This is a genomic window from Streptomyces luteogriseus, assembly GCF_014205055.1.
In the GTDB taxonomy this organism is placed as follows: domain Bacteria; phylum Actinomycetota; class Actinomycetes; order Streptomycetales; family Streptomycetaceae; genus Streptomyces; species Streptomyces luteogriseus.
Window position 1 is genome coordinate 800,495 of the sequence record NZ_JACHMS010000001.1, and the last position, 16,864, is coordinate 817,358.

The following is a 16,864-nucleotide window of genomic DNA, read 5'->3' on the forward strand; positions in this document are numbered from 1 at the left end:
AAGGGCGGGGAGGTCAGTCCTGGGCGCGGCCGGTGGTGACCCGGGCGATCATGAGGGCGATCAGGATGATCCCGCCGTAGATGGCCTGGATCCAGAACGACGGGACCTGCGCGAGGGTGAGCAGGTTCTGCACCACACCCAGAAGGAGTACGCCGGTCAGAGCGCCGAACATGGTGCCCTTGCCGCCGTCGAGGGCGATGCCGCCGATCACCGCGGCCGCGAACACCGTGAAGATCATGTTCTGGCCCTGGTTGGCGCTGATCGCACCGACGTAGCCGGTCTGCATGATGCCGCCGACGGCGGCGAGGACACCCGCGACGACGAACACGCCGAGCATGACGCGTTCCACGCGGATGCCCGCCGCCCGGGCCGCGTCCGCGTTGCCGCCGATGGCGTACAGGGCGCGCCCGACCCGGTGGTACTTCAGGACAAGACCGGCGACCGCGAAGGCGATCGCGGCGAGCCACACCGACAGCGGGACGGTGAGGAAGGTGGTGGTGGCCAGCGCGTAGAAGCCGTCGGGCATGCCGAACAGCGTCTTGCCCTTGGTCGCGCCGACCAGCAGGCCGCGCAGCACGATCAGCATCGCCAGCGTCACGATGAACGCGTTGAGCTTGAACTTCACGACCAGGATGCCGTTGAAGGCGCCGACGGCCGCGCCCGCGACCAGGACCGCGAGCAGGGCCAGGGCGGCGGGGAACTCGGTGCCCCAGCCGGACTGGGCGGCGGGCAGCACGAGCAGCGCCCCGACGGCGGGCGCGATGCCGACCACCGACTCCAGGGACAGGTCGAACTTGCCGGTGATGAGGACGAGCGACTCGGCGAGCACGACCATCGCGAGGGCGGCGGAGGCGCCGAGGATCGAGATCAGGTTGCGCTCGGTGAGGAACGAGTCGTTGACGACCGCTCCGAGCACCATGAGCAGCAACAGGGCCGGTACGAGGGCAAGTTCGCGGGCCCGGCGCAGCAGCACGGTCCTCGCCGACCCGGTGCCGGTCACGAGCACCGGCTTCACCGGCGGGGCCTTGGTGTCAGCCATGGTCCACTCCTTCGATGGAGGCGATGAGCTCGTGGTCGCGCCAGCCCGCCGGGTGTTCGGCGACGACACGGCCGTGGAAGAGGACGAGGACCCGGTCGCAGCGCCTGAGGTCGTCGAGTTCGTCGGAGACGACGAGTACGGCGGTGCCGTCGTCGCGGGCGCTGTCGACACGGGCGAGCAGGGACTCCTTGGACTTCACGTCGACGCCCGCGGTCGGGTTGACGAGGACCAGGAGCCGCGGGTCGGAGGCGAGGGCCCGGGCCATGACGACCTTCTGCGCGTTGCCGCCGGACAGGTCCGAGACGGGCTGCCCGGGGCCCTCGGCGTGGATGTCGAGCCGTTCGATCAGCGCGCCGGCGACGCCGCGCTTGCGGTCGGTGCCGACGAATCCGAAGCGGCCGAGTCGGTCCAGGACGCTGAGGGTGGCGTTGTCGCCGATGGACATGCCGAAGACGAGGCCCTGCTCGTGCCGGTCGCGGGGCACGAAGCCGACTCCGGCTTCGAGGGCGCCCCGGACGTCGCCGAAGGGCAGCGGCGTGCCGTCCAGGCGGGCCGTCCCGCCGGTGGGCGTGTGCAGTCCCGTGAACGTCTCGGCCAGCTCGATCTTGCCGCTGGCGCTGGACCCGGCGAGTCCGACGACCTCCCCGCGGCGGACGGTGAGGTCGACGTTCTCGTACGCCGTCGAGCGCAGGCCGCGGACGTCGAGGAGGACGGGGCCCGCGGCCTCGACGGCCCGCTGCCGCTCGGCCGCCTCGGCGATCGTCTCCCCCGCCATGGCCGCCACCAGCGCCTGGCGTGGGAGGTCGGCGACCGGCGCGGTGGTGATCCAGCGGGCGTCGCGCAGGACCGTGACGGTCTGGCAGACCTCGTACACCTCCTGGAGGTGGTGCGAGATGAACAGGAAGGTGACGCCCGAGTCCTGGAGGGAGCGCATACGGGTGAAGAGCCGCTCGATCTCCCGGTTGTCGAGCTGGGCGGTGGGCTCGTCGAGGACGATGAACCGGGCGCCGAAGCTCAGCGCCCGGGCGATCTCCACCATCTGCCGGTCCTCGACCTTGAGGTCGGCCGTACGGGCCTCGGGGTCGACGCGCACGTCCCAGGTGTCGAGGAGGGCGGCGGCCTCGGACTTCAGGCGGCGCCAGCTGATGAAGCCCCGTCTCAAGGGCTGCCGGTTGATGAACAGGTTCTCGGCGACGGTCAGTTCGGGGACGACCGTCGGGTGCTGGTAGACGCAGGCGACCTTGCGGCGCCAGGCGTCCCGGTCGGCGAGCGGCGGCGCGGGCTCGCCGTCGAAGCGGACGGTGCCCCCGTCTGGTGCCTGGAGGCCGGTGAGGATGCGGACCAGGGTCGACTTGCCGGCGCCGTTGCGGCCGACGAGGGCGTGGGACTCGCCGGGCAGGACGGTGAGCCGGCCGTCGGCGAGGGCGGTGGTGGGGCCGTAGCGCTTGACGACGCCCCGTGCCTCGACAAGTGGGCTGCTCATTCGACCGTGTTGCCCCACAGCTCGGGGTCGTCGACGTTGTCCTTGGTCACCAGCGGGGCGGGCAGCTGGTCCTCCAGGATGCCGCTGGGCAGCTTGACGATGGTCGAGTCGTGGTCCGTCGGGCCCGGCTCGAACGTCTTCCCCTGCATCGCCGCCTTGATGTAGTACATGCCGTACTTGGCGTAGGCGTCGGCGGGCTGGGAGACGGTCGCGTCGATCTCGCCCTTGCGGATCGCGTCGAACTCCTGCGGAATGCCGTCGTTGGAGACGATGGCGATGTGGCCCTGCTGCCCGGCCTTCTTCAACATGCCCTTGGACTTGAGGGTCTGGAGCGTCGGGGCGAGATAGACGCCGCCCGCCTGCAGGTAGATGCCCTTGATGTCGGGGTTGGCGTTGAGGAGGGTGTCGAGCTTGGAGGCCGCCGTGTCGGACTCCCACTTGGCGGGGATCTCCAGGACCTTCAGCTTCGGGAAGTCCTTCTTCACGCAGGCGCGGAACGCCTCGGAGCGGTCGCGGCCGTTGACCGAGGCGAGGTCGCCCATGATCTGCACGACCTTGCCGGAGGTGATGTGCTCGCCGAGGTACCGGCAGGCCTTCTCGCCGTACGCGACGTTGTTCGCCCGGACCACCATGGCGACCTTGCCCTTGTCGGGTGCCACGTCCACGGCGACGACCGGCACGCCCTTGCGTTCGGCCTGGTCGAGTCCGGCCTCGATGGCGGCGCTGTCCAGCGGGGCGACGACCAGGCCCTCGACGCCCTGGTTGAGCTGGTTGTTGATGTCGGTGATCTGCTGCGAGGGGTCGCTGTTGGAGTTGACGGTCTTCATCGCGTCCACGCCCTCGGACTTCGCCATCTTCGGCACGTAGTCGTTGTACGACTGCCAGAACGGCGAGGTCAGCAGGGGCAGCACCACCCCGACCTTGCCGGTGCCGTCACCGCCTCCGGCCCCGGCGGCTCCGGTGTCCTTGGTGCTGCCGCACGCGGCGAGCACCAGGGACGCTCCGGCGGCCAGGGCCACCGCGCCGAGCATCCGTGACGTGTTCCGCTTCCGCACTGTGCTTCCGGGCATCTCAGGGGGCTCCCATCGACCGGTGTTCCAGCAGATGCCCGCATACTTATCAGACCACTCCCGCGCCGGAACACCCTTCGACGGCGAATTTCCCCGCTTCCGGCTCGTAGTGGTCCGACCACCTGGCTGGTTAGACTGCGCCGGAGCGCTGTGATCGGAGGAGTGGCGTGGACGACGAGACAGCCCCGCAGAAGGGCACCGTGACGCAGCGCGCCATCGAGCGGATCAAGGCGATGATCGGCGAGGGCCGGCTGGAGCCGGGCCAGCGGCTGCCCACCGAGCGCGATCTGGCCGTCCAGCTCGGCATCTCCCGCAGCTCGATGCGGGAGGCGATCCGCGCGCTCACGGTGCTGGGCGTCCTGGAGGCCCGGCACGGCTCGGGCATCTACGTCACGCAGCTGGAGGCCGGCGACCTGCTGGAGACCTTCGGTGTCGTCGCGGACCTGTCGCGCGGCCCGCAGCTGGTGGAGCTGCTGGAGATCCGGCGGATCCTGGAGTCGACGGCGACGGCCCTGGCCGCCGCCCGGATCACTTCCGATCAGCTCGCCGAGGTGGAGAAACACCTGGCGGCGATGAACGCCACGGACGATCCGGAGGAGATCCTCGCCCACGACCTGGCCTTCCACCGGGAGATCGCGGCGGCCGCGGGCAACGAGACGATGGCCGCGATCCTGGAGGGCCTGTCGTCGCGGACGTTCCGCGCCCGTGTCTGGCGCGGCTACCAGGAGGAGGGCGCCTTCGCCCGCACCCGCCGCGAGCACGCGGCGATCCACCGCGCCCTGGCGGCCCGTGACCCGGAGGCGGCCCGCGCGGCGGCTGCCGCGCACGTGGGCGAGGTGGAGCAGTGGCTGCGCGCGCAGCTCGGGCCCTGAGACGGTCCCAGGGCCCGGTGTTCCGCGGCTACTTGAACTGACCGGCCTGATAGTCGCCCGCCGGCTGCTCCAGCATGACGTTCAGCCGGTTCGCGGTGTTCATGAAGGCGATCAGGGTCACCAGCGCCATGAGCTCTTCCTCGTCGTAGTGCTTGGCGGCCCGCTCCCACACCTCGTCCGGCACGCCACCGGCGCCGTCCGCGATCCGGGTCCCCTGCTCGGCCAGCTCCAGCGCGGCACGCTCGGCGTCGGTGAAGACCGTCGCCTCCCGCCATGCCGCGACCAGATGGAGCCGCACGGCGCTCTCGCCCGCGGCGGTGGCCTCCTTGGTGTGCATGTCGATGCAGACCGCGCAGCCATTGATCTGGCTCACCCGCAGCGAGACCAGTTCCCGGGTGGCGGCCGACAGCGGTGACTCCGCCACCAGCCGCCCCACGGAGGTGAACTGCTTGACGAGCTTGCTCGCGGTCGGGCTGCCGAAGATGTCCAGTCGTGCGCTCATGGTGAGCTCCTCTGCCGTTGTCGGTGCGTACACCCCTATGAGGCAGCGGCTCCTCACCATGTGACATGGACGGATGTGACCTGCGTCTCCCCCCCCGCCCGCTAGGCGCGTGCAGCCGGAGCGTCACCAGCTCGAACGGGCGCAGCCGCAGCGCGATCCGCCCGTCCGCGCCAGTCGAATGGAGAGCACGCGTGACGGGAAAGCGCTCACCGACGCGGCGGCCGACGATGAAGGACACCGCCCGGCGGGCCGGGGTGTCCGAGAGCGCGGTGTCCTTCGCGCTCAACGGAAGGCCCGGGGTCTCGGAGGTGACCCGGGAACGGGTGCGCCGGGGCGCCGAACAGCTGGGCTGGCGGCCCAGCACGGCGGCCCGCGCACTGTCCGGGGAGGGCGCGGCGACGGTCGGTTTCGTGCTGGCGCGTCCGGCGGGCACGCTGGGCGTGGACTCGTTCTTCCTCCAACTGGTCTCGGGCATCCAGGAAGTGCCGGCCGAGCGTCACCTCGGGCTGCTGTTCCAGATCGCCGAGGACATCGACGACGAGTGCGCGGTGTACCGGAGGTGGTGGGCCGAGTACCGGGTCGACGGGGTGCTGGTGGTCGACCCGCGCACGGACGACCCCCGGCCCGGCCTTCTGGACGAGCTCGGCCTGCCCGCCGTGGTGATCGGGGGCGAGCCGGACGAGCGGCATCCGGGTCTGTCGACGGTGTGGGCGGACGACGCGGGTGCCATGGCGGCGGTGGTGGACGGGCTGTACGCGCTCGGCCATCGCCGGATCGCGCACATCGCGGGGCTCCCCGGGCTGGCCCACACCGAGCGCCGGATCCGCACCCTGCGGGCCGAGGCGGAGCGGCGCGGCCTGTCCGAGGTGCAGTCGGTGCCGACCGACTACTCGGACGAGGCGGGCGCGGCCGTCACGCGCCGGGTGCTGGACGGTCCCGGTGCCCCGACGGCCCTGATCTACGACAACGACGTGATGGCCGTCGCCGGGGTCGCCGCCGCGACCGAGATGGGGTTCGCCGTGCCTGCGGACGTGTCGGTGGTGGCCTGGGAGGACTCCGCCCTGTGCCGCCTGGTCAAGCCGTGGCTGTCCGCACTGTCCCGGGACAGCGTGGAGTTCGGCCGCACGGCGGCGCGGGAACTGACCGCCCTGCTGGACGGCGGCCCGGACGGTGCGGGTGCCGGTGCCGACGCTGATCGAGCGGGACAGCACGGGGCCGGCGCGAGGCACCGCCCAGGCCGGGCCTTCCGTCCCGTACCCGGCGGGGCCACACTGGACCGTATGCGGCTTCGGGGCACCGCCTGCGCGGCCGCCGGACTGCTGCTGGCCGTCGCGACGGGCTGCACCGGCGGTGCGGAGGACGCCGCGCCCGAGACGTCCCCGGTGCCGGCCCGGGCCACCGGCGAGAGGCCCCCCGGTGAGAGCCCCCGCACCGCGCCCTCCCCCACTCCGGCCGACCCCGTCTCCCTCCAGGCCCTGATGCGGCGCGAGCACACCGGCTCCGGCCTGCGTGTCGGCGAGGTGCTCGACCGCACCTCCGCCTACACCCGCCACGCCGTCACCTACGAGGCGAACGGCCTGACGATCTCGGGGATCATGAACATCCCGGAGGGCGAGGGGCCGTTCCCGGCGGTGGTGCTGGCGCACGGCCACATCGATCCGGACGTCTACTTCAGCGGCCAGGGCATGCCCCGTGAGCAGGACCGTCTGGCCCGCCACGGCTATGTCGTCCTGCACACCGACTACCGCAACCACGCCCGCTCCGACAAGGACCCGGACAACGACGTGAACCTGCGCCTCGGCTACACCGAGGACGTCATCGGCGCCGCCCTGGCCCTGCGCGACTCCGGGCGCCCCGAGATCGACGGCGACCGCATCGGGCTGTTCGGGCGGTCGATGGGCGGCGGGGTCCTGTACAACACGCTGGTCGTGGCGCCCGGTCTGTTCGACGCGGCGGTCGCGTACGCCCCGGTCAGCGCTCGGCCGGAGGAGAACATCGACCACTTCCAGCGGCCGAACGGCGACCCCGTCGTCACCGAGATCGAGGAGAGGCACGGAACGCCCGAGGAGAACCCGGGGTTCTGGCGCGGAGTCACGCCGCTCAGCCACGTGGACCGCGTCACCGAACCCCTGCTGATCCAGCACGGCTCCGCGGACGACACCTGCCCGCCGCGCTGGTCTCGGGAGGCCGCGGCAGCTTTCGAGAAGGCGGGCAAGGACGTCGAGCTGCGCACCGTCCCCGGCGAGGGACACACCTTCGGGCCGAAGTGGGCGGCCTCGATGGACGTCACCGAGGCCTTCCTATCGCGGCATCTGCGCTGAGCCCGCGCAGGGGTGAGGCGGGGAAACGGTCGGCGATCTCGACGCACGGTCCCCACCCGGTGCACAGTTCTCCCTACGTACTCGTCAGTAAGTCCGCCCTCTCCCCTCCGAGGAGCCGCTGTGACCACCTGGGCCGGCCGCACCGCCGCCGAGATATCCGCCGCCGTACGCGAGAAGCGGGTCACGCCCCGCGAGGTGGTCGCCGAGCACCTCGCCCGGATCGAGCGGCTCGACGGCCGGGTCGGGGCCTTCCGCACGGTGCGCGCCGAGGCGGCCCTGGCCGAGGCCGACGCGGTGGCGGCGCGCGGCGACTTCGCCGAACTGCCCCTGGCCGGGGTGCCCGTGGCCGTCAAGGACAACCTCGCCGTGCGCGGCGAGTCCCGGCGGATCGGCTCGGCCGCGACGCCGGACACCCCGGCGCCACGGGACCATGTGACGGTGGCCCGGCTGCGGGCCGCGGGCGCGGTGGTCGTGGGGCTGACGAACGTCCCCGAACTGTGCGTCTTCGGCACCACGGACGGTGTGCTGGGCATCGCCCGCAACCCCTGGGACCCCACGCGTTCGGCGGGCGGTTCGTCGGGCGGCAGCGCGGCCGCCGTCGCCGCCGGGATGGTGCCGATCGCCCTCGGCAACGACGGCATGGGGTCCCTGCGCATACCGGCCGCCAACTGCGGCCTGGTCACCATCAAGCCGGGGCAGGGGGTCGTCCCGACCGGCGACGGGGACAGCACCTGGTTCGGCATGTCGGAGAACGGGCCGCTCGCCACGACCGTCGAGGACGCCCGCCTGATGTTCTCGGTCCTCGCCGGCACCGAGCCCGGTCCCGTGTCCGCACCCGGCGTCCTCAGGGTCGCCGTGTCACTGCGCAGTCCCCTGGCGGGCGTCACCATCAGCCGTCCGTACGCGGCGGCCGCCCGGGACGCGGCCGGACTGCTGATGCGGGCGGGGCATCAGGTCCGGCGCGCCGACCCGCCCTACCCGCTGTCGCTCGCCATGACCTCCCTGGCGCACTGGACGGCGGGCACCGCCGCGGACGCCCGGCCTCTCGACCCCCGGCTGCTGACCCGGCGCACCCGCGTCCACGCGCGGCTCGGCCGGCCCTTCCTGCGCACGGTGAGCTCCGGGGCGAGCCGGGAGCAGCTGCGCCGGAGGCTGGAGCCGTTCTTCACCGAGCACGACGTGCTGCTCACGCCCGCGCTCGCCCGCCGCTCCCCGAAGGCCGGGCCCTGGCACGAGCGGGGGTGGCTGAGCAATGTGCTGGCGAACACGAACTACTCGCCCCTGACGCCCGCGTGGAACCTGACCGGCTGGCCCGCCCTGTCCGTCCCGTGCGGGACCCTCCCCTCCGGTGCGCCGTGCGCCGTGCAGCTGGTGGGCCTGCCCGGCACGGAGTCCCGACTCCTCGACCTGGCCGGGCAGTTGGAGGAACGAAACCCGTGGCAGCGGACGGCGCCGATGGACTAGGGTCGGCCGGGTGACTGCCGGGTCGGCCGTAGGCCATGCACGAGTGAGGCGCCCGGCCTCGGAGTGAGCGTGGCGGGGGCGACCCCGCCCGGGCCCGCCCGAGAGCCGGAGAGGGCACGCGCCCCGCCTCCCGTCCTTCGTGTCCTCATCCCCGCGCCCCTCAGCGGCGCTTCATCACGGATCCCGAAACCCGGAGACGAACCCACGTATGTCCGACACCCGGCACACCACCGACCTCCCGACGACCGTCGCCCATCTGAACCACACCGCCGTCTACGCCGCCGACCGCCGGCTGTCGGCGGAGTTCCTGGCGGCCGTCCTGGGCCTGGAGGTCGGCGCCCCCTTCGGCCCGTTCCTGCCCGTCGACCTGGGCAACGGCGTGACCCTCGACTACTACGAGAAGACCGACGAGCCGATCCAGTCGCAGCACTACGCGTTCCTCGTGCCCGACGAGCGGTTCGACGGCATGATCGACCGCTTGGAGGCGCTCGGCGTCACCTACTACGCCGACCCGAACCACACCCAACCCGGCCGGGTCAACGACCTCTTCGGGGGGCGCGGCGCCTACTTCGACGACCCGGACGGCCACAACATGGAGATCATGACCCGGCCGTACGCCCGGCCCTGAAAGCTGGGGCCGCCCGGTCGCGCTACAGCGCCCGATACATGACGTGCAGCCCCACCCGGCCGTGCCGGGGGTGGTCGAACGCCTCGGGGACGGTGCCGAGGACCGTGAAGCCGAGGGACGTCCACAGCGTCACGGCCGGGTTGGTCTCGACGACGGCGTTGAAGACCATGCCCCGGTAGCCGGCGGCCCGGGCCTCGGCCAGGAGGTGCTCGGCGAGGGCCCGGCCGTAGCCGCGGCCGCCCTGGCCGGGGTCGACCATGAAGCCGGCGTTGGCGATGCGGGCGGCGGGGCCACCGTAGTTGGGGGTGAGATAGGCGGAGGCGACCACGGCGCCGCCGTCGTCCTCGACGACGTAGACGCGCTTCGCCGGGTTCATCCACAGGACCCGGGCCTCCTCCTCGGAGGTGCCCGGGTCCCATGCGTAGGTCTCGCCCGCGGCGACGATGCGGTGCCAGAACGGCCAGATGCGAGGCCAGTCGTCAGCCGTTGCTTCCCTGATCAGCATGGTCGCGAGTCTGGCACGGCCATGCGCTCGGAGGTCGCGGAGGGGTCCGCCCGGGGTCAGTCGACGCTGGGCAGGATGTGGGGCTCTGCGAGGTCGTCCTCGTAGCCCGCGAGGCGGATCGGGGCCGAACGGGCCCACACGTCGAGGCTGCCGAGCTCGTCGGCCCGTCGGCCGGCGCGCTCGCCGCGTTCCTTGGGGCGTTGATCGCGATTCGTCTTCTCCGGTGTCACCGCGCACTCCTTATGTGTCGGTCACCCTCGGGACGTACGCGCCGGTCCTGCTGCGCCTGACGCCCGCTCGGGCCTCTATGTCAAAAGCAGTTCGGACGCGGTGGCGCCGGTCGACTCACGGGAGAGCAGGCCGTGGTGTACCGGCTGGTCCCATGACGGACCGTGGGTGTGGGTATGACCCGTGCTGCTGTCCGTCCGCATCAGACTAACCAGATGAGCGGAGCCCCGCTCGATGGGGCTGGAAACAGCCGGTAACAATCACGCGTCATCCGCCGTTCAACTCGTGTTTACGTACGGATCTGTAGGCATAAGCCCGTTTTGCAAATCACTCGAACGGCGTACGTCGGTGACGGCGCTTTCCAGACGGTTGCGCAGTTCAAGCGCCGTTGGCCGAGCCGCAAGCTCGCCATGCTCTGCTGCCGTACGCAACGGCTGTCTCGCGGGAGGACTGACGCATGGAGCTGCGCAGCGTCGAGGAGCTGATGGATCTGCTGTACGCCTGCCGGGGCACCCGGGACGTCCCGGGCCGCGCCCGACCGCCGGCCGTCGACCTGCACGACCACGCGCTGCGGACCGCGGCGCTGCTGCGCCGCGGACGCCCGGCGGACAAGGAGCTCCAAGTCGCGGGCCTGGTGCAACCCGTCGGCGGGCTGCTGTGGCCCGGTGACCCCGCCGGGCGCGCGGACCACGCGGCCGACGCGGTGCGCACCCTGCTCGGCGAACGGGTGGCCCGCCTCGTGCGCCACTGCCCCTGCCGGGACACCCCGGCCGACGACGACCTCCTCGCCCTCCGTCAGGCATCCGAGGAGGGCCGCACGGCCGCCTTCGACGCCGGGGTCCTGGAGGACTGGCGCACGGTCCTGGAACTACTGGCGGCCCGGAACTCCCCTCTCGGGGCGATGGACTGACGTGCCGTCACCACCCGTGACGCCCAAGGCCACGATCGACTCGAGGGCGGGGGGAACCGGTCCCGCCTACCACTTGCCCGGCGCGTAGTCCTTCATGAAGACGCCGTACAGGTCCTCGCCCGCCTCGCCCCGCACGATCGGGTCGTAGACCCGGGCCGCACCGTCGACCAGGTCGAGCGGGGCGTGGAAGCCGGCCTCGGCGAGCCGCAGCTTGTCGTAATGCGGCCGCTCGTCCGTGATCCAGCCCGTGTCGACCGAGGTCATCAGGATGCCGTCGGTCTGGAACATCTCCTGCGCGCTGGTCCGCGTCACCATGTTCATCGCCGCCTTGGCCGCGTTGGTGTTCGGGTGTCCCGCACCCTTGTACCCGCGCCCGAAGACACCCTCCATCGCGGACACGTTCACCACGTACGCGCGTCCGCTCTCCGCCTTCTTCGCGGCCTCCGCCATGGCCGGCCGCAGCTTGCTGATCAGGATGAACGGTGCCGTGTAGTTGCACAGCTGCGTCTCCAGCAGCTCCACCGGCGAGATCTGCTCGATCGTCTGCACCCAGGTGTTGGAGTCGACGACGTCGGGCACGAGGCCGCCCGCGTCGATCGCCGTGCCGTCCAGGTGCCGTTCGACGCTGGCGTTGCCGGCGACCAGGGCGAGGTCGGCGACCTTCTGGGCGTCGAGGCCGCTGGTGCCGAGGGGCAGCGCCGCGATGCCGTCGACCGCGCCGGAGTTGAAGGCGCCGATGACGTGGTGGGCGGGCAGCTCACCGGCGGGCAGCGGCGCGCTCTCGCCCTCGACGAGCGCGGCGTAGGCGGAGGGCAGGCGCCGCACGGTCTGGGTCGCGTTGTTGACGAGGATGTCGAGCGGGCCGGCCTCGGCGACCTGGTCGGCGAGGGCCACGGCCTGGGCGGGGTCGCGCAGGTCGATGCCGACGACCTCCAGGCGGTGCATCCAGTCCGCGGAGTCGTCCATCGCCTTGAAGCGGCGGATGGCGTCCTTGGGGAAGCGGGTGGTGATCGTGGTGTGCGCACCGTCGCGCAGCAGCCGGAGCGCGATGTACATGCCGATCTTGGCCCGGCCGCCGGTGAGCAGGGCGCGCTTGCCGGTGAGGTCGGCGCGGACGTCGCGCTTCTCGCGGTTCACGCGGGCGCAGTCCGGACACAGCTGGTGGTAGAAGTAGTCGACTTCCACGTACCGGGACTTGCATGTGTAGCAGGAGCGCGGGCGCTGGAGTATCCCCGCGATCCTGCCCTCCTCGGTGGCCGACGACGGCAGCAGGCCCTCGGTCTCGTCGTCGATGCGCTGGGCCGAGCCGGTCGCGGTGGCCTCCGTGACCGCCTTGTCGTGGGCGGTCTTGGCGGCCCGGCGCTCCTGGCGGCGGCGCTGCTTGACCGTGCGGTAGATGCCCGCCGTGGCCCGTCGCACCGCGATGGCGTCCGGGTGGTCGACGTCCAGCTTGTCGAGTTCCTCGAGCACGCCGAGGCAGACGGCCAGGCGCTCCGGGTCGATGCCGGGTCCGTACGAGAGCCCGCCGGCCCCGTCCATGGCCTGCGGGCCGTCCTCTGTCACCGTCATCGCCGCTGTCGTTCCCTGCTCTGCCGTCGCGGCGCGCCGGTCGCGCCCGCATTCGAAGGCCGAATTCTACGGAGCGTCGGGCCGCACCGCCAAAGTCGCCTTGATCACGACCGGCAGGCCTTGATCAGCGTCGCCACCTCCTTGGAGAGGGAAGTGGCGAACAGGTCGAGGTCGGGTACCGCCTCGCCGTCGGCGACGAGGCCGTAGTGGACGCTCCCCCGGTAGGTCGAGACCGCGACCGCCAGGGAGTGGCCGGGGGCCAGCGGGGCGAAGGGGAAGACGGCGGTGAGCGGGTGTCCGCCGAGCTTCAGGCCCAGGCTGGGCAGGGGCACGCTGGTCACCAGGAGGTCGAACCAGAGCCGGGCCGCCTGGCCGACCAGGGGGCCGCCGAGCCGGTGGGCGAGGGCGGGGACGTGGTCGGCGAGCAGGGCGACGGCGCCCGCGCCCCGGTTGGGGCCGGCGTCCTTGTTGCGGTCCATCGCGTCCCGGACCGAGGCCAGCCGGGCCAGCGGGTCCGGGTCGTCGACCGGAAGCCGTATCAAGTACCCGGAGAGCCGGTTGCCCTGCGGGTACGCGGTGCGCGGGCGGCGCTTGGAGACGGGGATCAGGGCCCGGGGCGCGACGCCCTCGCTGCCGTCGCCGCGCTCGTCGAGCCAGCGGCGCAGGGCTCCCGCGACGACCGCGATGAGGACGTCGTTGACGGTGCCGCCGACGGTCTTGCGGACGCGGTGCACGTCGTCGAGGTCGAGCGCCACTCCGGCGGTGCGGCGGGTGCCGCTCGGCTCGCAGGTGAGCGCGGGGGTGGAGCGCACGTCGAGGGAGGAGCGGGCGACGGAGGCGCCGATGTCCAGGGCGCGGCTCATGTCGGACAGGGCGCCGCGCATCATCCCGGGCAGATCCCGCACGTCCGGCACGAGGCCGCGGGGCGCCTCGGCGGGGCGGGGCCGGGGAGCGGGCAGGTCCATCGGGTCCATGACGCCCGCGGCGAGGGTCAGCGCCCGCAGCCCGTCGGCCAGGGCGTGGTGGAACTTGAACAGGACGGCGAAGCAGACACCGTCCTCGCCCGGCAGCACGTGGGCCTCCCAGGGTGGCCGGTCACGCTCCAGGGGGCGCTCCATGAGGCGGCCCGCGACCGTGTGGAAGTCGGCGGTCGGCGCGTGCAGCCGTACATGGTTGAGGGGGTCGAAGTCCGGGTCCGCCTCGCGGGCGGCACCGCCGAAGGCGAGCGGCCGGCGCAGGGCGGAGGGCAGCGGCTGCCACACGTCGCGGATGCGCATCCGCAGTCCGGGAACACCGGCGGCCCGGGCCGCGAGCAGGTCCGCCGCATGGGCGCCCGCGGCGGGCGAGTGCGCCGAGAAGATCCCGAGCGCGCCGAGGTGCATCGGGTGTTCGGCGGACTCGATGTTCCAGAACGCCAGGTCGAGGGGGGCGAGCAGATCAGCAGTCAAGGCCTTGCCTCGCGTCGACGACGGGTGGGTCAGCAGTCAACCGCCCCCAGCCGATTACGGTCAAGTACGATCACGCTACGTACAGTTAACAGCAGATTAAGTCCCGCCCCTGTGAAGGGGCGGGACTTATGGTGCATGTGGGGTCAGTTCAGCACAGGTTGCGCCGCCGGGCACCCGGTGGGAGTCACCCGGGAGGCGTCACGGATCAACGCCTCGTGCGCGGCCTTCAGCTTGGCCGTGTCGGGTTTCAGCACCGTGCGGTCGTAGGTGAGGAAGCCGTTCAGCTCACCCTCGACGTCCGCGATCTGGGTGTACACAGCCCCGTTGCCCCCCTTGCAGGCCAGCGCCCGGACCTCGTCCAGCTTCGTCAGATAGTCCTCGGTGTAGGTGGCGGGGTCGACGTCGACGTAGGACTGCTGCACCGGCCAGGCGTGGCCGGGCACCGCGAGGCCCAGGCCGCCGTACTCGCCGCTGACCAGGGCGCGCTCACCGTCCGGCCGGGGCGGCAGGGCGGGACTGGGGTAGCCGTGCTCGTCCATGAGGTCGCCGGCGCCGCCGTCGGCGCCGAGGTTCAGCCCGGACTGGCCGTTGACCAGCCGGGTCGGGTCCCAGGACTTGGCCTGCTCGGCGACCCGGCCGACGTCGTACTGGCCCCAGCCCTCGTTGAAGGTCACCCACATGACGACCGAGGGGCTGCTGATGTGCTCGTCGATCATCTCCTTCATCTCACGCTCGTAGCGGGCGCGGGAGGCGGCACTCGGGTTCACCCCGGCCGTCATCGCGGGCATGTCCTGCCACACCAGCAGCCCGAGCCGGTCGGCCCAGTGGAACCAGCGGTCCGGCTCGACCTTGATGTGCTTGCGGACCGAGTTGAAGCCGAGCCGCTTGTGCGCCTTCAGGTCGTAGGCGAGGGCGTCGTCGGTCGGTGCGGTGTGCAGGCCGTCCGGCCAGAAGCCCTGGTCGAGGGTGGCCATCATGAAGACCGGCTTGCCGTTGAGAATCGTGCGCGGCACGCCGTCGATCCTTTCGACGGCGATCGAGCGCATCCCGAAGTAGCTGCCGACCCGGTCGGCGCCGGCCTTCACCTCCAGGCGGTACAGGAAGGGGTCGTCGGGTGACCACAGGTGCGGATCGGGGACGGTCAGGGTCAGCGTCCGGCCGGTGCGGCCGCTCGCCGTGGCCACCTTGCGCCGGCCGTCGTACGCCGTCGCCGTGATCGGCACGCCGTCCCGGACGCCCCGGGCCTCCACGGTCAGCTTCTCGCCGGCCACGTCCGGAGTGAGCTTGAGGGAGTCCACGTGGTCGCGGGCCACCGGCTCCATCCAGACCGTCTGCCAGATGCCGGAGGACGGGGTGTACCAGATGCCGCTCGGGTCCAGGCGCTGCTTCCCGAGCGGCGGGTTCTCGCCGGATGCCGCGTCGGTCGGGTCGTACACGCCGACGATCAGTTCCTGAGTGCGGCCGGGCTTCAGCGCGTCCGTGACGTCGGCGGAGAACTTGTCGTAGCCGCCCTCGTGCGTGGCGACCTTCGTGCCGTTGACGTAGACCTCGGAGCGCCAGTCGACGGCGCCGAAGTTGAGCTGGAGCCGCTTGCCGGAGCCGATGTGCCAGCCGGCGGGGACCGTGAAGGTGCGGCGGTACCACATGCGGTCCTCGTGCCGCTCGATGCCGGAGAGCTGCGACTCCACCGGGTACGGGACGAGGATGCGCTCCTTCAGCGTCTTCCCCACGGGCGGCTGCTCGCCCGGCTCGGCGGCGGCGAACTGCCAGCGGCCGTTGAGACCCTGCCAGGCGTCCCGGGTCAGCTGCGGACGCGGGTACTCGGGGTGGGCATTGCCCGGGCCCACCTCGTCGGCCCAGCGGGTGCGCAGCTGGTGCGTCGAGTGGTTGGGGCCGCTGGTCCAGAAGGCTTTGACAACGTTGCCTTCAGTGTCGGTGAGGCCGCCCTCGCCGTCGTAGCGGAGGTCCGCCGTGCCACGGGCCGTGCCGGTCTTGTTGCCGACGACCGGCTCGTCGAGCGCGACGAGGAGCGCGGTGGGGTCGGACGGGTCGACCCGGGCCGCGCCCAGGGGCCATGCGGCGCCGCCGATCACGGCGTCGAGGTGGTCGGTGAAGTCCGCCGGGGGTACGGCGAGGGGCTGGGCGAAGTCGAGCTTCAGGCTGCGGCCGGTGGCCTGGACGGTGGCCGCGAGGGCTCCGTCGTAGTCGAAGCCGTCCGGGAGGCGGAACGCCGACTGCGGTACGGGTTCCTTGGCGGCGCCCGGCCGGGTCCAGCGCAGGTGGAGGTTGGAGCCGCCGTAGTGCTCGAAGTACTCGACCTTGATGTCGTGGGCCCGGCCGGCGGTCAGGTCGACGGGCCGGGACGTCTGCTCGCGGTCCCAGTCGTCGACCCAGTGGTCGATGGCGAGCTGTCCGTCGATCCAGAGGCGGAAGCCGTTGTCGCCGGTGATCGAGAAGGTGTGGGCGCCGGTCGCCTCCGGGACGATCTTGCCGGTCCAGCGGACGCTGACGTCGTCGGAACGTCCGGTGGTGAAGTTCAGGCGCGGCTCCAGGTTGTCGAAGTCGAGGTCCTGGTCGAACGTGGTCGCCTTGAGGGTGTGGAAGTCGAAGGCGCCGGGGGCGGACTGGATGAAGTACTCGCCCTTGAGGCCGTGGATCTCGGCGGGGTCGTCCGCCAGGGCGGGTGCGGCGGCCAGGCCGGTAAGGGCGAGGAGCGCGGAGAGCAGTAACGCGAGGCGGTTTCTGAGGCGTCGGGGACGCATGGAACCTCCGTGCCAACGTTGTCATGTACAGGAGGTGGCATGACAACATGGATTCCGTTCTTC

At 72.0% G+C, this 16,864-nt stretch carries 13 protein-coding genes and 2 pseudogenes; 6 read left to right on the forward strand and 9 right to left on the reverse strand.

The window, feature by feature from the left end; genetic code table 11:
- Positions 1–13: 13 nt before the first annotated feature.
- From BJ965_RS03760 to BJ965_RS03770, 3 genes are read right to left on the reverse strand one after another with little or no spacing between them, the layout of a single operon-like run.
- Positions 14–1,039 carry an ABC transporter permease gene (locus tag BJ965_RS03760; protein ID WP_184907344.1) on the reverse strand — a complete coding sequence of 342 codons (1,026 nt, stop codon included), beginning with the start codon at positions 1,037–1,039 and terminating at the stop codon, positions 14–16.
- Complete coding sequence (locus tag BJ965_RS03765; RefSeq protein WP_184907345.1) at positions 1,032–2,522, reverse strand: sugar ABC transporter ATP-binding protein; 1,491 nt, start codon at positions 2,520–2,522, stop codon at positions 1,032–1,034. Before BJ965_RS03765 ends, BJ965_RS03760 begins: the two co-directional genes overlap by 8 nt.
- A complete protein-coding gene (locus BJ965_RS03770) occupies positions 2,519–3,592 on the reverse strand; it encodes a sugar ABC transporter substrate-binding protein (protein WP_184907346.1) in 1,074 nt (357 codons plus the stop codon). Before BJ965_RS03770 ends, BJ965_RS03765 begins: the two co-directional genes overlap by 4 nt.
- 167 nt (positions 3,593–3,759) lie before the next feature.
- Here BJ965_RS03770 and BJ965_RS03775 point away from each other — a divergent pair, with 167 nt between their 5' ends.
- Positions 3,760–4,464 (forward strand): FadR/GntR family transcriptional regulator, encoded by a 705-nt coding sequence (locus tag BJ965_RS03775; RefSeq protein ID WP_184907347.1) that lies wholly within the window; start codon positions 3,760–3,762, stop codon positions 4,462–4,464.
- A 28-nt stretch (positions 4,465–4,492) separates the two neighbouring features.
- Here BJ965_RS03775 and BJ965_RS03780 read toward each other — a convergent pair whose 3' ends face one another.
- Entirely contained in the window at positions 4,493–4,966 is a 474-nt protein-coding gene (locus BJ965_RS03780) for a carboxymuconolactone decarboxylase family protein (protein ID WP_184907348.1), read from the reverse strand.
- 227 nt (positions 4,967–5,193) lie between these two features.
- Here BJ965_RS03780 and BJ965_RS03785 point away from each other — a divergent pair.
- The 4 genes and pseudogenes from BJ965_RS03785 to BJ965_RS03800 all read left to right on the forward strand — a co-directional run.
- A pseudogene (locus BJ965_RS03785) lies at positions 5,194–6,193 on the forward strand (LacI family DNA-binding transcriptional regulator); the annotation flags it as partial.
- A gap of 488 nt (positions 6,194–6,681) precedes the next feature.
- Positions 6,682–7,287 (forward strand): annotated as a pseudogene (locus tag BJ965_RS39080) (alpha/beta hydrolase family protein); the annotation flags it as partial.
- 120 nt (positions 7,288–7,407) lie between these two features.
- Entirely contained in the window at positions 7,408–8,751 is a 1,344-nt protein-coding gene (locus BJ965_RS03795; protein WP_184907350.1) for an amidase, read from the forward strand.
- 208 nt (positions 8,752–8,959) lie between these two features.
- The gene (locus BJ965_RS03800) at positions 8,960–9,379 is read left to right on the forward strand and encodes a VOC family protein (RefSeq protein WP_184907351.1); all 420 of its coding nucleotides are present in this window, start codon (positions 8,960–8,962) and stop codon (positions 9,377–9,379) included.
- Between the two features lie 22 nt (positions 9,380–9,401).
- On the opposite strand, the gene BJ965_RS03805 is transcribed toward BJ965_RS03800, so the two are convergent.
- Together BJ965_RS03805 and BJ965_RS03810 are read right to left on the reverse strand one after the other, a co-directional pair.
- Entirely contained in the window at positions 9,402–9,884 is a 483-nt protein-coding gene (locus tag BJ965_RS03805; RefSeq protein ID WP_184907352.1) for a GNAT family N-acetyltransferase, read from the reverse strand.
- A 56-nt stretch (positions 9,885–9,940) separates the two neighbouring features.
- Positions 9,941–10,114 carry a hypothetical protein gene (locus BJ965_RS03810; protein WP_167526749.1) on the reverse strand — a complete coding sequence of 58 codons (174 nt, stop codon included), beginning with the start codon at positions 10,112–10,114 and terminating at the stop codon, positions 9,941–9,943.
- A 455-nt stretch (positions 10,115–10,569) separates the two neighbouring features.
- Between BJ965_RS03810 and BJ965_RS03815 the strand changes: the two genes are divergently transcribed.
- A complete protein-coding gene (locus BJ965_RS03815; protein WP_184907353.1) occupies positions 10,570–11,022 on the forward strand; it encodes a hypothetical protein in 453 nt (150 codons plus the stop codon).
- A 66-nt stretch (positions 11,023–11,088) separates the two neighbouring features.
- Here BJ965_RS03815 and BJ965_RS03820 read toward each other — a convergent pair whose 3' ends face one another.
- The 3 genes from BJ965_RS03820 to BJ965_RS03830 form a co-directional block, all read right to left on the reverse strand.
- The gene (locus BJ965_RS03820) at positions 11,089–12,591 is read right to left on the reverse strand and encodes an SDR family NAD(P)-dependent oxidoreductase (RefSeq protein WP_184907354.1); all 1,503 of its coding nucleotides are present in this window, start codon (positions 12,589–12,591) and stop codon (positions 11,089–11,091) included.
- Positions 12,592–12,695: 104 nt separating this feature from the next.
- Positions 12,696–14,039 (reverse strand): wax ester/triacylglycerol synthase family O-acyltransferase, encoded by a 1,344-nt coding sequence (locus tag BJ965_RS03825; RefSeq protein WP_184907355.1) that lies wholly within the window; start codon positions 14,037–14,039, stop codon positions 12,696–12,698.
- Positions 14,040–14,182: 143 nt separating this feature from the next.
- Positions 14,183–16,801: a PA14 domain-containing protein gene (locus BJ965_RS03830; protein ID WP_184907356.1), complete on the reverse strand. Its 2,619-nt coding sequence runs from the start codon at positions 16,799–16,801 to the stop codon at positions 14,183–14,185.
- Positions 16,802–16,864: the final 63 nt, after the last annotated feature.

Coding starts and splice junctions, on each gene's coding strand:
- BJ965_RS03760 (WP_184907344.1), bottom strand. CDS start 1,039: ATGGCTGACACCAAGGCCCCGCCGGTGAAGCCGGTGCTCGTGACCGGC.
- BJ965_RS03765 (WP_184907345.1), bottom strand. CDS start 2,522: ATGAGCAGCCCACTTGTCGAGGCACGGGGCGTCGTCAAGCGCTACGGC.
- BJ965_RS03770 (WP_184907346.1), bottom strand. CDS start 3,592: ATGCCCGGAAGCACAGTGCGGAAGCGGAACACGTCACGGATGCTCGGC.
- BJ965_RS03780 (WP_184907348.1), bottom strand. CDS start 4,966: ATGAGCGCACGACTGGACATCTTCGGCAGCCCGACCGCGAGCAAGCTC.
- BJ965_RS03800 (WP_184907351.1), top strand. CDS start 8,960: ATGTCCGACACCCGGCACACCACCGACCTCCCGACGACCGTCGCCCAT.
- BJ965_RS03805 (WP_184907352.1), bottom strand. CDS start 9,884: ATGCTGATCAGGGAAGCAACGGCTGACGACTGGCCTCGCATCTGGCCG.
- BJ965_RS03815 (WP_184907353.1), top strand. CDS start 10,570: ATGGAGCTGCGCAGCGTCGAGGAGCTGATGGATCTGCTGTACGCCTGC.
- BJ965_RS03820 (WP_184907354.1), bottom strand. CDS start 12,591: ATGACGGTGACAGAGGACGGCCCGCAGGCCATGGACGGGGCCGGCGGG.
- BJ965_RS03830 (WP_184907356.1), bottom strand. CDS start 16,801: ATGCGTCCCCGACGCCTCAGAAACCGCCTCGCGTTACTGCTCTCCGCG.